Source organism: Stenotrophomonas sp. 109824_Sma (assembly GCF_056480025.1).
The window spans coordinates 4,600,801-4,614,370 of record NZ_CM151078.1; the positions used below are offsets into that span (position 1 = coordinate 4,600,801).

10 protein-coding genes and 1 tRNA gene are annotated in these 13,570 nt (G+C 67.4%); 7 read left to right on the forward strand and 4 right to left on the reverse strand.

What is annotated here, in order from left to right:
- The first annotated feature begins 148 nt into the window (after positions 1–148).
- From ACZK1G_RS21585 to ACZK1G_RS21600, 4 genes are all read left to right on the forward strand, one after another.
- On the forward strand, positions 149–1,105 hold the full coding sequence (locus ACZK1G_RS21585) for an aldo/keto reductase (RefSeq protein WP_049447040.1): 957 nt from the start codon (positions 149–151) through the stop codon (positions 1,103–1,105).
- Positions 1,106–1,749: 644 nt separating this feature from the next.
- Positions 1,750–1,820: transfer RNA gene (locus tag ACZK1G_RS21590), tRNA-Gln, on the forward strand.
- A gap of 357 nt (positions 1,821–2,177) precedes the next feature.
- Positions 2,178–3,302 (forward strand): slipin family protein, encoded by a 1,125-nt coding sequence (locus tag ACZK1G_RS21595; protein ID WP_101766291.1) that lies wholly within the window; start codon positions 2,178–2,180, stop codon positions 3,300–3,302.
- 56 nt (positions 3,303–3,358) lie between these two features.
- On the forward strand, positions 3,359–4,579 hold the full coding sequence (locus tag ACZK1G_RS21600; RefSeq protein WP_049413214.1) for an RtcB family protein: 1,221 nt from the start codon (positions 3,359–3,361) through the stop codon (positions 4,577–4,579).
- A gap of 178 nt (positions 4,580–4,757) precedes the next feature.
- Here the strand turns inward: ACZK1G_RS21600 and ACZK1G_RS21605 are convergent, their stop codons facing one another.
- Both ACZK1G_RS21605 and ACZK1G_RS21610 read right to left on the reverse strand, forming a co-directional pair.
- Positions 4,758–5,663: an NAD(P)/FAD-dependent oxidoreductase gene (locus ACZK1G_RS21605; protein WP_101766292.1), complete on the reverse strand. Its 906-nt coding sequence runs from the start codon at positions 5,661–5,663 to the stop codon at positions 4,758–4,760.
- Positions 5,653–6,108 (reverse strand): Rrf2 family transcriptional regulator, encoded by a 456-nt coding sequence (locus ACZK1G_RS21610; RefSeq protein ID WP_014038911.1) that lies wholly within the window; start codon positions 6,106–6,108, stop codon positions 5,653–5,655. The genes ACZK1G_RS21605 and ACZK1G_RS21610 overlap by 11 nt, the downstream gene beginning before the upstream one ends.
- Before the next feature lie 183 nt (positions 6,109–6,291).
- Between ACZK1G_RS21610 and ACZK1G_RS21615 the strand changes: the two genes are divergently transcribed.
- Both ACZK1G_RS21615 and dkgB read left to right on the forward strand, forming a co-directional pair.
- The gene (locus tag ACZK1G_RS21615; RefSeq protein WP_101766293.1) at positions 6,292–8,412 is read left to right on the forward strand and encodes a methyl-accepting chemotaxis protein; all 2,121 of its coding nucleotides are present in this window, start codon (positions 6,292–6,294) and stop codon (positions 8,410–8,412) included.
- Positions 8,413–8,619: 207 nt separating this feature from the next.
- Complete coding sequence (dkgB, locus tag ACZK1G_RS21620) at positions 8,620–9,429, forward strand: 2,5-didehydrogluconate reductase DkgB (protein WP_101766294.1); 810 nt, start codon at positions 8,620–8,622, stop codon at positions 9,427–9,429.
- Between the two features lie 107 nt (positions 9,430–9,536).
- Here the strand turns inward: dkgB and ACZK1G_RS21625 are convergent, their stop codons facing one another.
- Positions 9,537–10,250, reverse strand: coding sequence for an alpha/beta fold hydrolase (locus tag ACZK1G_RS21625; RefSeq protein WP_101766295.1), 714 nt, complete (start codon positions 10,248–10,250; stop codon positions 9,537–9,539).
- A 123-nt stretch (positions 10,251–10,373) separates the two neighbouring features.
- Here ACZK1G_RS21625 and ACZK1G_RS21630 point away from each other — a divergent pair, with 123 nt between their 5' ends.
- A complete protein-coding gene (locus ACZK1G_RS21630; protein WP_014038915.1) occupies positions 10,374–10,754 on the forward strand; it encodes a YbjQ family protein in 381 nt (126 codons plus the stop codon).
- Between the two features lie 24 nt (positions 10,755–10,778).
- On the opposite strand, the gene ACZK1G_RS21635 is transcribed toward ACZK1G_RS21630, so the two are convergent.
- Entirely contained in the window at positions 10,779–13,505 is a 2,727-nt protein-coding gene (locus ACZK1G_RS21635) for a bifunctional acetate--CoA ligase family protein/GNAT family N-acetyltransferase (RefSeq protein ID WP_101766296.1), read from the reverse strand.
- Positions 13,506–13,570: the final 65 nt, after the last annotated feature.

Here is a 13,570-nt window from a genome sequence, read left to right on the forward strand (position 1 = left end):
TGCGGCGAGACTAGCAGCCGCGGCGTCCCAGGTGTTCACAAAACGTTAGCTGCGTGCGTATCGCGGAACACTGTTTTGTGGTCGCCGCCGCAGCACGGTCACACAACGCGTTCTATTCTGGAACACTTCCCCCAAGGAGTCCGTGCCCATGACGGCAACCCGCGAACTGGGCCGTTCCGGCCTGCATGTACGTCCGCTCGCCTTCGGTGGCAACGTGTTCGGCTGGAGCGCCGATGAAAAGGCCAGCTTCGCCCTGCTCGATGCCTTCGTCGATGCCGGCTTCAACCTGGTCGACACCGCCGATGTGTATTCGGCCTGGGTGCCGGGCAATGCCGGCGGCGAATCGGAGACGCTGATCGGCAAGTGGTTTGCCCGTAGTGGCAAGCGCGACAAGGTGGTGCTGGCGACCAAGGTGGCCAAGTGGGCCGAGCGCCCCGGCCTGACCCCGGACAACATCAACGCCGCGGTCGAGGATTCACTGCGCCGCCTGCAGACCGATGTGATCGATCTGTACCAGGCCCATGAGGATGATGAGTCGACGCCGCTGGAAGCGACCCTGGCCGCGTTCGGCCGCCTGATCGAAGCCGGCAAGGTGCGCGCGATCGGTGCCTCCAACTACAGCGCCACGCGCCTGGCCGATGCGCTGAAGGTGTCCACCGACTACAAACTGCCGCGTTACGAAACCCTGCAGCCGGAGTACAACCTGTACGACCGTGCCGGCTACGAGAAGGAGCTGGAACCGCTGGTGCAGCGCGAACAGATCGGCGTGATCGGCTACTACGCCCTGGCCAGCGGCTTCCTCAGCGGCAAGTACCGCACACCGGCCGATGCAGCCAAGAGCCCGGCGCGTGGCGAGAACGTGGTGAAGCGCTATCTGAATCCGCGTGGCCTGCGCATCCTGCAGGCGCTGGATGACGTGGCCAGCAAGCACAGCGCCAGCGCTGCACAGATTGCATTGGCATGGCAGATCGCACGGCCGTCGATCACCGCGCCGATCGTCAGCGCCACCAGCGTCGAGCAGCTCCACGATCTGCTGGCGGCGGCCAACGTGTCGCTGAGCGTGCAGGATGTCGCGCAACTCGATGCCGCCAGCAAAGAAGGCTGAGGTGTAGTGCCGGCCGCTGGCCGGCATCGCACACTGCCGAAGAAAATAATTGAACAAAATGGTTGCGCACGAGTAAATCGTGGTTTATCGTGCGCACCTCGTTTCAACAACCACTGGAAACTTCCCTTGAACGCGCATTCCGTCGCCATCGCCAAACTGCTGCCATGCCTGCGCATGGACGTGCTGGCGCGCGCGTTCGGCAAGGAAGTCCAGCTGACAACGGCCTGATACCCGCCCTGCGGAGATCGGCCACCCCGATCTCCGAGGCTTGACGACGCCCTCGGAACGCAAGTCCCGGGGGCGTTTTCGTTTGCGTCGGCACAAGGACCCGCGATGCCAGAACTGCACCCCGCGCGGCAACCCGCCGCTCACTGACCCAGGTTTTTCCGCCCCGCCGGAGGATTTACTTCCCGCGAGTGGCGACGCCTGGACATTATCTGCATCGCACCCAAACATTATCGCTCGCGATAATGTCGGCGGCCTGCACCCTCGATTCTCCAACGGTCCCGTTTCAACCACGGGCTGGTGCGCGCGGCGTTGCCGTGGCGTATGCCGGAGGTCGCGGACATGCCATCGCCTGGATCGCCTGCTGGGGGCAGGCACCGGTTCGCCGGTACGCGGTTCGATTCCGCGCGGTTCACCACTGGATAGCTCAGTCGGGTAGAGCAACGGATCCTGATTCCGTCTGTCGTGGGTTCGACTCCCACTCCAACCACATGACCTGTCACGTCATGACTTGAAGCAACACCCGGGGCGCAAGCCCCAGCGGCCATCGTCGCCATCCACGGACACCGCCTTCGGGCAGGAACGTGGAAGGCAACGGACCGCTCGCCGGGCCCCGGCCCGCCGCCACTGCCAGCCACGTTCCGCACCGGCGCTGCCTGCCGGGAACGACGATGGCAGCAGAGCCGGTGCACCGAAGGCTCCGTGCGCGGACCGTCCGCCGGTGGCCGCCCTCTTCCGCTGCCTGCACGTGGTGTGCAGGCGGCCTCGCCACGACCTGATCGACCCGGGTCATGGCGATTCATCCGCAACGGGTCGAACCACCAGAGCCATACAAGGAGAGACTCCCATGTTCTGGACCATCAAGGTCGTGATCGGCGACGGCGAGCGCGGCCTGGTGTATCGCAACCGTCGTTTCCAGCAGATCCTGCTGCCGGGCGTGCACCGCCTGTCGCCGTTCGGCGGCCGCCCGCACGTGGACATCCACACTGCATCGAAGGGCGCGGCCTACACCGGCAGCGACCAGGACAGCCTGATCGAGGCGCTGGGCGCACGGCTGGACACGCACTTCGTGTTGGCCAACGTCGGTGCTGCCGAAGTCGGCCTGTTGCTGCGCAATGGCCGCATCGATGAAGTGCTGCCGCCGGGCAGCCGCCGTCTGTACTGGCGGGGTTCGGTCGACACCCAGGTACGCGTGATGGCGCTGGGTGACGAGCCGCGCATTCCGGCGGACGTGCAGCAGCGCCTGGGCCAGCTGGGCGTGCTGCCGCGTGTGGCGGTGATCAGCACCGTGCCGAGCGAGTCGGTCGGCCTGCTGTTCATCGATGGCACGCTGCGGCAGACGCTGGACGCCGGCCTGCACGCGTTCTGGAACTTCAACGGCAACGTATCGGTGGAGCGCGTGGAGCTGCGTGCGCGCTCGCTGGACGTGTCCGGCCAGGAACTGCTCAGCCGCGACAAGGTGACCCTGCGGGTGAACCTGGCTGCGACCGTGCAGGTGGTCGACCCGGTGCGTGCACACCGCACGCTCAGCAATGCCGATGAGTTCGTCTATCGGCAGCTGCAGTTCGGCCTGCGCCAGGCGATTGCCGCACGCAGCCTGGACGAGCTGCTGGGTGACAAGGCGGCACTGGACGGCGAGATTGCCGCCCATGTGCAGGCGGCGATCGAGGGCCACGGCGTACGGTTGCTCGGCGTGGGCATCAAGGACGTGATCCTGCCGGGCGAGATGAAGGAGATCCTCAACGGTGTGGTGCTGGCCGAGAAGCAGGCCCAGGCCAGCGTGATCCGCCGTCGCGAGGAGGCCAACGCCACGCGTTCGCAGCTCAACACCGCAAAGCTGATCGAGGACAACCCGGTGCTGATGCGCTTGAAGGAGCTGGAGGCGCTGGAGAAGGTCACCGAGAAGATCGACAAGCTCACCGTGTTCGGCGGCCTGGATGGCGTGCTGAAGCAGCTGGTGACGATCAGGTAGGGGGTAGCGGTGGCGCAGGGACGCGCCACCGGCCCATCAAGGACATAGACGAAGACATGGACACTCAACACAACTATCAATGGCTGCACGCCGAGGGCACCACGCCGATCAAGGGCTGGGTCAACGGTGTGCCGCTGGAAGCGCAGGCGCATGAGCAGCTGCGCAACATCGCCGCGATCCCGTTCGTCGGGCCGTGGGTGGCCGTGATGCCGGACGTGCACCTGGGCAAGGGCGCGACCGTGGGCTCGGTGATCCCGACCCGCGGTGCGATCATCCCGGCCGCGGTCGGCGTCGACATCGGCTGCGGCATGGCCGCCGTGCGTACCACGCTGCGCGCCAATGACCTGCCCGATGACCTGCGGCAGCTGCGCAACAGCATCGAGCGCAGCATCCCGGTCGGCAACGGGCGCGGCGGCGAGCATCAGCGCATGCCGGACAGCATCCACACCCGGCTGGTGCAGTCCGGGCTGGCCGCCGGCCTGGAGAAGATCAAGGACAGGCACCGCAGGATCCGCACCGACAAGCTCGACCGCCAGCTGGGTACGCTGGGCGGCGGCAATCACTTCATCGAACTGTGCCTGGACGAGACGGATACGGTGTGGGTGATGCTGCACAGCGGATCGCGTGGCACCGGCAACCTGATCGGCACGTACTTCATCGAGAAGGCGCGCGAGGAACTGGCCCGGCGCGTGCTCGGCTTCCACCTGCCGGACAAGGACCTGGCGTTCTTCATGGAAGGCGAGCCGCTGTTCGATGACTACGTTGAAGCGGTGTCGTGGGCGCAGGACTACGCCCGGCAGAACCGCGAGGCGATGATGTCGCGGGTGCTGGCCGAAATGCGCCACCGGTTGCCGAAGTTCCAGCTGGCAGCGATGGCGGTGAACTGCCACCACAACTACGTGCAGAAGGAGACGCACCACGGCCAGGAACTGCTGGTGACGCGCAAGGGTGCAGTGAGCGCCCGCGAGGGCGAGCTGGGCATCATTCCCGGCAGCATGGGCACGCGCAGCTACATCGTGCGTGGCAAGGGCAACGCGGACAGCTTCCACAGCTGCAGCCACGGTGCCGGCCGGGTAATGAGCCGTGGCGCTGCGCGCCAGCAGATCACGCTGGCCCAGCACCGCGAGGCCACCGCGCACGTGGAATGCCGCAAGGACAGCGGCGTGCTGGATGAGTCGCCGGCCGCGTACAAGTCGATCGACGATGTAATGGCCGCACAGCTGGACCTGGTCGACGTGGTGCACACCCTGCGCCAGGTGCTGTGCGTGAAGGGATGATGGAGCGGTGCCGGCCAAGGCCGGCACCCACCGCGCCTCAATCGCGCGCGACCGCTCTGCAGTAGATCCTCGCCATGCGTGGATGGAACTGCGCCGACCGAGGTCGGCCTCTACCAGAGCAGCACGTCATGCCGGGGGTCAGAGCCCTTTCTGCGAAAGGGATCTGACCCCGAGAGGTTCAGCGCGGCACGCTGTCTTCGCCCACCAGCGCATGGTGCATGCCGATCCCCGCACGCACGCCTTCGGCGGTGGCCAGGGTGATGTTGCCGACCGTGGTCGCATCGCCTGCGGCATACACGTTCGGCACCGAGGTCTGCTTCATCGCATCGACCTCGATCAGCACGCCCAGCGGGCTCTCGGCCAGCGTGCAGCCGAGCTGCTGCACCAGCGGCGTGGCCATCGCCTGGGTGGCTGGCACGAACAGCGCACGCTGGGCGATGCGGCGGCCATCGGCCAGCTCCACTTCCAGCCAGGTCGGCTGGTCGCCCTGCACCCCCAGCACCGGTGAGGTCTCGATCTGCACGCCGCGCTGCTGCATGGCCGCCTGCTCCTCGTCGGTGATCGGCAGGCCCTGGCTGAAGAAGGTGACATTGCCCCAGTCGGCGAACAGCGGCGCCTTGCTGGCCGACATCGGATGGCCGCCGAGCAGGCCGATGGCACCACCACCCACCTCATAACCGTGGCAGTAGGGGCAGTGCAGCACGGTGCTACCCCAGCGCTCGGCCAGTCCGGGCAGGTCCGGCAGCTGGTCGGCGATGCCGCTGGCCAGCAGCAGCTTGCGCGCAGCCAGCACCTGGCCATCGGCGGTGCGCACTTCCACGCCATCGGCGCTGGCGGTGGCCTGCACGGCTTCGGCATGCACCCAGCGCACGCTGGGGTAGTCCAGCAGCTGCTGGCGCGCGGTTTTCAGCAGCTCGGCGCCGCTGATGCCATCCAGCCCCAGTACCCCGTGCGAATGGCTGGCGAAGCGGTTGCGCGGCGAACCGGCGTCGATCACGGTGACTGGGCGACGGGCACGGGCCAGGATCAGGCCGGCGGCGATGCCGGCATAGCTGCCGCCGACGATGAGCACATCAGGATTCATGATGACCTTCCAGGGAACGGTGATGGGCGAGATGGCGGGCGAAATCGGCGCCGAGCTGGTCCAGCGTGGTCGCCTGCAGGCGCTGTTCGAGCAGCCGCTGCGCCTCGCGTGCGCCCTCCAGCAGGGCACTGTTGACCAGCTGCTGGATCGGGCAGCCGCCGCCCGTATCGCGGGTACCGACCTGCACCAGCGGCGGTGCGCCCACCGCCAGGTAGATGTCATGCAGGGTGATGGCTGCGGCGTCGCGGGCCAGCTGGCTGCCGCCCCCATGGCCGCGGGCACTGTGCACCAGGCCGGCCTTGTGCAGCTGCGCCAGCAGGCGGCGGATCACCACCGGGTGGGTCGGCAGGCACGATGCCAGCTGCTCGGAGGTGCGCGGGGCGGATTGGCCGACCAGGTGCGCCATCACGTGCAGGGCATCGGAGAGCGGGTTCGCGGATTTCATGTAACAACAATAGTTACATTTAATTCTCCTGTCGAGGGTCCGCATTCGTTCCATATGGACACATTTGTCCTATGAAATAGTTTCTTCACATCGCTAAACGAAACGCGAATGTGATGCGCGTCGCACTTCAGCGCGTGCGCGACGGGTCGATACCGCAGTGCCCCTTCCCGAGAGTTCTTCCCCATGAATGCGTCTGTCCGTGCTCCGCGCCTGCAGTCCAAGCTGCTCGGCGCGGTTTCTGTTGGTCTGGCCGTGGTCCTGCTGTGCGCTCTGGCGGGCCTGGCCTCCGCCTGGTTGAAGTTGTCCACCGAGGTTCCGCCCGAAGTCGCGCACAGCCGCGATGCCGAACGCCTGCAGCGTGAATTCCGCGGCCAGGTGCAGGAATGGAAGAACGTGCTGCTGCGCGGCCACGAAGACGCGTTGCGTCAGCGCCACCTGGAGGTCTTCGACAGCGAAGGCCGCCTGGTCGAACAACTTGCCAAGGGCCTGGTGACCAGCCCGGACGCGCGCACGCGTGAACTGGCGCAGGCGTTCATCGGCCTGCACGCACAGTTGCAGCAGGACTATCACGCGGCGCTGCAGGCGTTTGCCGAGGCCAGCTACGATCCCGCCGCCGGCGACACCCTCGTGCGCGGCAAGGATCGTCCGGTGGCGGCGGCACTGGACGCCCTGAGCACGCACGCCACGCAGGTGGCCGAAGCGGCGCTGTCGACACGCTCGCAGCAGGCGCGGCAGACCCTGCTGCTGTGCGCTGCGCTGACCGTGCTGGCCGCCGTACTGCTGCTGATGGGCCTGGCCTGGTGGCTGCGGCGTGCGGTGGTGCAGCCGGTGCTGGCAGTGGAAGCGGCGGCGCGCGCGGTGGCTGCCGGTGACCTGCAGCACGTGGTGCAGGTGCGCAGCCGCGACGAGATCGGTCGCCTCGCGCAGGCCATGCAGGCGGTGCAATCCACGCTGCGCAGCGTGCTGGATGCACAGACCGCGATGGCGCGGGCGCACGACGCCGGCACCATCAGCCATCGCATGGACGCCGGAGCCTTCCCCGGCGCGTTCGGCACCATGGTGGCGGACTGCAACACGCTGGTCGACGCGCACATCCAGGTCAAGATGCGCGCGATCTCGATCATGGGCCGCTACGCCGTCGGCGACCTCAGTCAGGACATGGAGCGCCTGCCCGGCGAGAAGGCCGTGATCACCGAAGCGCTGGATGCGGTCAAGCACAACCTCGGCGCGATCAACGGCGAAATCCGCCGCCTGGCCGAAGCGGCGGCCGCCGGTGACTTCAGCCAGCGTGGCGACAGTGCCCGCTTCGAGCATGATTTCCGCGCGATGGTCGAGGGCCTGAACCGCCTGATGCAGACCACAGAGCTGAACCTGGGCGAGGTCTCCAGCATGCTGCGCGCGATCGCCGATGGACGCCTCGGCGCGCGCATGCACGGGGATTTCCAGGGCGTGTTCGCGCGTATTGCCGGCGATGCCAATACCACCGCCGCGCAGCTGGCGACCATCGTCACCGACATCAAGCACGCCTCCGGCAACATCCACACCGCTGCGGCGGAGATCGCCGCCGGCAACAATGACCTGTCGCGCCGCACCGAACAGCAGGCCGCCAACCTGGAAGAGACGGCGGCGTCGATGGAGGAACTGACCTCCACCGTGCGCCAGAACGCCGAACATGCGCGCCAGGCCAACCAGCTGGCAATCGGCGCGCATACGGTCGCCTCGCACGGTGGCAGCGTGGTCGGCCAGGTAGTGGCAACGATGGGCGCGATCGAAACCTCGTCGCGGCAGATCGCCGAGATCATCAGCGTGATCGATGGCATCGCGTTCCAGACCAACATCCTGGCGCTGAATGCCGCGGTGGAGGCGGCGCGCGCCGGTGAACAGGGCCGCGGCTTCGCGGTGGTCGCCAGCGAAGTGCGCACACTGGCGCAGCGCTCGGCGGCGGCCGCGAAGGAGATCAAGTCACTGATCGAAGCCTCGGTGGAACAGGTCGGCCATGGCGCGCAGCGCGTGCGCGAGGCCGGCGACACCATGGCCGAGATCGTTGCATCGGTGCAGCGCGTGACCGACATCATGGCCGAGATCTCCGCAGCCTCGCAGGAGCAGAGCGCGGGCATCGAACAGGTCAGCCAGACCGTGATCCAGATGGACGGCACCACCCAGCAGAACGCCGCGCTGGTGGAAGAGGCCAGCGCCGCCGCGCGCAGCCTGGAGCAGCAGGCGAACCGGTTGATCGATGCGGTGGACGTGTTCGATCTGTCGACCACGGCGGCGGTGAAGGGCGGGCTGGCACGCGCGGCCTGATTGATGCGGTTGCCGGCCAGCGGCCGGCAGCAGAATCCGTGCGGACCAACGGTCCGCACCCACCATAGGGGCCGTGCCGGTCGCTGGCTGGCAGCGGCCTCGCGGTCATACACGGTGATGCAATGCACCGTTGCCGGCATGCACGCGGTCACTGGCCTACCCTTTGCCGGATATTCCCGCCTCCCTCCCCCTCTGCTGGAGCCCCCCATGACTGTCCCCGCCTTCGGTCTCGGCACCTTCCGCCTGAAAGACCAGACCGTGATCGACTCCGTGCGCAACGCGCTGGCGGTCGGCTACCGCGCCATCGATACCGCGCAGATCTACGGCAACGAAGCCGAAGTCGGCCAGGCCATCGCCGACTCCGGCGTGCCGCGCGATGAGATCTACCTGACCACCAAGGTCTGGATCACTGCGTTCAAGCGCGATGCGCTGCTGGCCAGCCTGCGCACCAGCCTGGAAAAGCTCCGCACCGACCAGGTGGATCTGGCGCTGATCCACTGGCCCTCGCCGAACGACCAGGTCGACGTGCCGATGGAGGAGTACCTGACCGCACTGGCCGAAGCCAAGGCGCAGGGCCTGACCCGTGAGATCGGCATCTCGAACTTCACCATCGCGCAGACCCGCAAGGCGATCGGCATCCTCGGTGCCGATGCCATCGCCACCAACCAGATCGAAGTCCACCCTTACCTGCAGAACCGCCTGCTGGTGAAGTTCCTGCAGGACAACGGCATCCACGTCACCGCCTACATGAGCCTGGCCTATGGCGAGGTGATCAAGGACCCGGTGATCCAGGCCATTGCCGGCCGCCACCAGGCCACGCCGGCGCAGATCGCACTGGCCTGGGCGCTGCAGCAGGGCTTCTCGGTGATCCCGTCGTCGACCAGGCGCGAGAACCTGTCGAGCAACCTGGAAGCGGCAGCGATCCGCCTGACCGACGAAGACATGGCACAGATCGCCAAGCTGGATCGCGGCCATCGCCTGGCCAACCCCGAAGGAATTGCCCCGGCCTGGGATTGATTCCAACGACGGCACGCAACTGCCCTGGTAGGCGCCGACCTTGGTCGGCGCAGACGTCGGATCGATCGATGAGACACCGTGCCGACCAAGGTCGGCACCTACCAACGTCAGGGCTGCCTCCCGCCTTGCAGCAACCACCCACGCATCGCCGCACTGACCTCGTCCGGCTTCTCCATCGGTGCCAGGTGCCCGCAGTCGGGCACCACCACCAGCTGCGAGTGCGGCACCATCGCGTGCATCTCCTCGCTCACCGCCAGCGGCGTGATGCGATCGTTCGCGCCGCACACGATCAGCAGCGGATCGCGGTAACCGGCCAGCACGTCATGGCCATCGCGGCGCTCCAGCGCGCTCTGGCGCAGGAACACTTCAGCGCCCAACCGCGCGGTCATGTCGCGCACGCGCTGCACCAGCACGTAGTCGTCCAGCCGCGAAGCATCGATGTAGCTGCGCATCAGCACATCACCGAAGCCGTGGAATTTCCCCGGCAGGCGCACGCTGGCGCGCTGGCTGCGGCGCTGCTCGGCGCGCTCGGGTGAGTCGGCATGGATCGAGGTGTCGATCAGCGCCAGCTGCAGTACCCGCTCCGGCGCGATGCGCAGGATCTGCTGGGCCACGAAGCCACCCAGCGAGAACCCGGCCAGCGCAAAGCGCTCCGGTGCCTGCGCCAGCACGTCCTCGGCCACCGCCTGCAGGGTCTCACCACGGGTCTGGTCGCCCACGGTGCAGTCGGCGATATCGGCCAGGTCGGCCAGCTGCGCGCGCCACAGCTCGGCATCGTTGAGCAGGCCGGGCAGCAGCAACAGGGGGATACGGTCGGTCATGGGGCTATTGTCGCGCCAGCACGGTGACGGAACCATGCCGCAACGGGCGATTGCGTTGTAGAGTCGAGCACAGCCAGTCGAGCATGGCTCGACTCTACAGAAGGCAGCGACACGGACGCGACCATGGCAGACCCCTACAACAGCGGCACCCCCTCCCCGCCGGCACTGCGCTTCGACGATGCGCTGGTCACCACCGCCTTCGAACTGCCCGGCCATCGCGTCGTGCGCAACCTCGGCGTGGTGCGTGGCATCACCGTGCGCTCGCGTTCGATCGTCGGCAACTTCCTGGGCGGCATCCAGACGCTCTTCGGTGGCAACATCACCATCTACACCGAGCTGTGCGAACAGGCCCGCGAGGAGACCTACCGCGACATGGTCAAGCACGCGCGGCAGCTGGGTGCCAACGCGATCATCGGCATGCGCTACGACGCCACCGATGTGATGACCGGGCTGACCGAGGTGCTGTGCTATGGCACGGCGGTGGTGGTGGAACCGATGCGGTGAGACCGGTGCATCGTCGAGCGCGGATCACGCCGCCGGCGGCACGTCGGGCACCTCGACCTGCTGCACCGGCAGGGTCACCATCATCACCGTCGGATCGTCCGGGTCCAGCTTCGTCTTGAAGCCCAGGCTCTGGCACATCGCCAGCATGGTGCTGTTCTCGCGCAGCACCTGGCCTTCGACCACGTCCAGGCCCAGCCACTTGGCGTACTCGATCATGATCGCCATCAACCGCCAGCCGATGCCGTGGCCCTTCAGGTCCGAGCGGATCAGGATGCCGTACTCGCCACGGTGGTAATCGGCATCGGCGTGCAGGCGTACCGCGCCCAGCATTTCGCCACTGCGCGGTTCGATCGCCACCAGCGCGATCGAGCGTGCGTAGTCGAGCTGGGTCAGGCGCGCGATGAACTCGTGGCTGAAGTGCTTCACCGACTGGAAGAAGCGCAGGCGCAGGTCCTCGTCGCTGACACGAGCGAAGAACGCGCGGAACAATGCGTCGTCCTCCGGCCGCACCGGGCGCACGAAGGCACGGCCGCCATCGGACAGTTCGATGGTGCGCTCCCACTCCTTCGGGTATGGGAACACCGAGAAACGCGGGTGGCCGCGGCCCTTGTGCAGGATGCGCGACGGCGCCACCGCCACGCGCGCGTCGAGGGCAAGGATGCCCTTGCCGTCGACCAGCAGCGGATTGATGTCCAGCGTGCGCACTTCGGGAATGTCGGCGGCCAGCTGTGCCAGCTTGACCAGCGCCAGTGCCAGTGCACGCTCGTCGGCGGCGGGCACATCACCGTAGGCCTTCAGGATGCGCGAGGCACGCGTCTGGCCGATCAGCTCGTGGGCCAGGCGCAGGTCCAGCGGTGGCAGCGCCAGCGCCTTGTCGTTGATCACTTCGACCGCGGTACCGCCACGACCGACCACGATCACCGGGCCGAACGTTGCGTCATCGGCAATGCCGACGATCAGCTCACGCGCCTTCGGACGCACGATGGTCGGCTGCACCAGCAGGCCGTCGATGCGCGCATCCGGCCGCAGCTGGCGCGCACGCGACAGGATCGCGTTGGCCGCGCTCTGCACCGCCGGCAGCGTGGACAGGTTGAGGCGCACACCATCCACTTCCGACTTGTGCGGAATATCCGGCGAGAGAATCTTCAGCGCGACCGTGGCACCGCGCTCCAGCAGCGGTTGCGCCAGGTCCATCGCCTCGTGCGCATCACGCGCGTGCATCACCGGCGCGGAGGGAATGCCATAGGCCTTGAGCAGTTCATGCGTGGCCAGCGGGTCCAGCCACTGCTGGCCGTTGGCCAGTGCGGCATCGACCAGCGTGCGCGCGGCGGCCGTGTCGACGCTGAAGTCCTGCGGCAGGCTGGGCGGCGTTTCCATCAACGCGTTCTGCGCTTCGCGGTAGCGCACCAGGTGCTGGAAGCCACGTACGGCTTCGGCCTCGGTCGGATAGGTCGGCACGCGTGCCGCGTTGAGCGTGGCGGTAGCCTGGTCGTCGTTGCCCAGCCACACCGCGAACACCGGCTTGTCGCGATGATGGCGCGGGCGCAGGCCGAGCGTGCGGGTGAGCGCCTGCGCGGCGTCCGCCGATGAGGTGAACGCGGTCGGCACGTTCACCACCATCACCGCGTCGTTCTCGTTGTCGGCCAGCAGCGCCTCGATGGCCGCGGCATAGCGGTCACCATCGGCGTCGACCACGATGTCGACCGGATTGTTGCGCGACCAGCCCTGTGGCAGCACCGCGTCGAGTTTCTCGATGGTGCTGTCGGACAGGTTGGCCAGCGTGCCACGCAATGCGATCAGCTGGTCCACGGCAAGGCGACCGACACCGCCACCATTGCTGAGGATGGCCAGGCGGCGACCGGGGAAGGTCCCCAACCGGCCCAGTGATTCGGCAGCAGTGAACAGTTCGTCCAGCGCGCTGACGCGCAGCAGGCCGGCGCGGTTGAACGCTGCACCGTACACATCATCGGCGCGGGCGAGGGCCTGCACATGGGTATCGCGGCTGCCCGGCTGCACGCGCTCGGCGCGGCCAGACTTCACCACCACCACCGGCTTGGCGCGGGCGGCGGCACGCGCAGCCGACATGAATTTGCGCGCATCCTTGATCTGCTCGACATAGAGCAGGATGGCGCGGGTGCGGTAGTCGGTGGCGAAGTAGTCGAGCAGATCGCCGAAGTCGACGTCCATCGTGTCGCCCAGCGAGACCACGGCGGAGAAGCCGACCGAGCGTGCCACGCCCCATTCCACCAGCGCGGCGGCAATGGCCGAGGATTCGGAGATCAGCGCGAGGTCACCTGCCTGCGGGAAGTGCGCGGCGATGCTGGCGTTGAGCCGTGCATGCGGTGCGATCACGCCCAGGCAGTGCGGGCCGAGGATGCGCAGGCCATGCTTGCGCGCCACCGCTTCCACCTGTGCCGACGGCGAGCCCGGGCCTTCGCCCAGGTGCGCGGTGAGGATGATTGCCGCCTGCACGCCACGTTCGGCGGCGGTGCGCACCACCTGCGGCACGATCGCTGCCGGTGCGGTGATCACCACCAGGTCGGGCACCCAGTCCAGGTCTTTCAGCCGCTTGACCGTGCGGATGCCATCGATCTCGGCATGCCGCGGATTGATCCACGCCACCTTGCCGGGGAAGCCGGTGCCGCGCAGGTTGCGCATCACCGCGCGCCCGGCCGAGCGCTCGCGCGGGCTGCCGCCGATCACCGCAACCGACTGCGGACGGAACACGGACTGCAGGTGGTAGGTACTCATGCGCCTACGGTACCCAAAAAAGGGGACGGAGGGGATTAAGTCGTTTGTGCACAAACGACTTAATC

Coding starts and splice junctions, on each gene's coding strand:
- ACZK1G_RS21585 (WP_049447040.1), top strand. CDS start 149: ATGACGGCAACCCGCGAACTGGGCCGTTCCGGCCTGCATGTACGTCCG.
- ACZK1G_RS21595 (WP_101766291.1), top strand. CDS start 2,178: ATGTTCTGGACCATCAAGGTCGTGATCGGCGACGGCGAGCGCGGCCTG.
- ACZK1G_RS21600 (WP_049413214.1), top strand. CDS start 3,359: ATGGACACTCAACACAACTATCAATGGCTGCACGCCGAGGGCACCACG.
- ACZK1G_RS21605 (WP_101766292.1), bottom strand. CDS start 5,663: ATGAATCCTGATGTGCTCATCGTCGGCGGCAGCTATGCCGGCATCGCC.
- ACZK1G_RS21610 (WP_014038911.1), bottom strand. CDS start 6,108: ATGAAATCCGCGAACCCGCTCTCCGATGCCCTGCACGTGATGGCGCAC.
- ACZK1G_RS21615 (WP_101766293.1), top strand. CDS start 6,292: ATGAATGCGTCTGTCCGTGCTCCGCGCCTGCAGTCCAAGCTGCTCGGC.
- dkgB (WP_101766294.1), top strand. CDS start 8,620: ATGACTGTCCCCGCCTTCGGTCTCGGCACCTTCCGCCTGAAAGACCAG.
- ACZK1G_RS21625 (WP_101766295.1), bottom strand. CDS start 10,250: ATGACCGACCGTATCCCCCTGTTGCTGCTGCCCGGCCTGCTCAACGAT.
- ACZK1G_RS21630 (WP_014038915.1), top strand. CDS start 10,374: ATGGCAGACCCCTACAACAGCGGCACCCCCTCCCCGCCGGCACTGCGC.
- ACZK1G_RS21635 (WP_101766296.1), bottom strand. CDS start 13,505: ATGAGTACCTACCACCTGCAGTCCGTGTTCCGTCCGCAGTCGGTTGCG.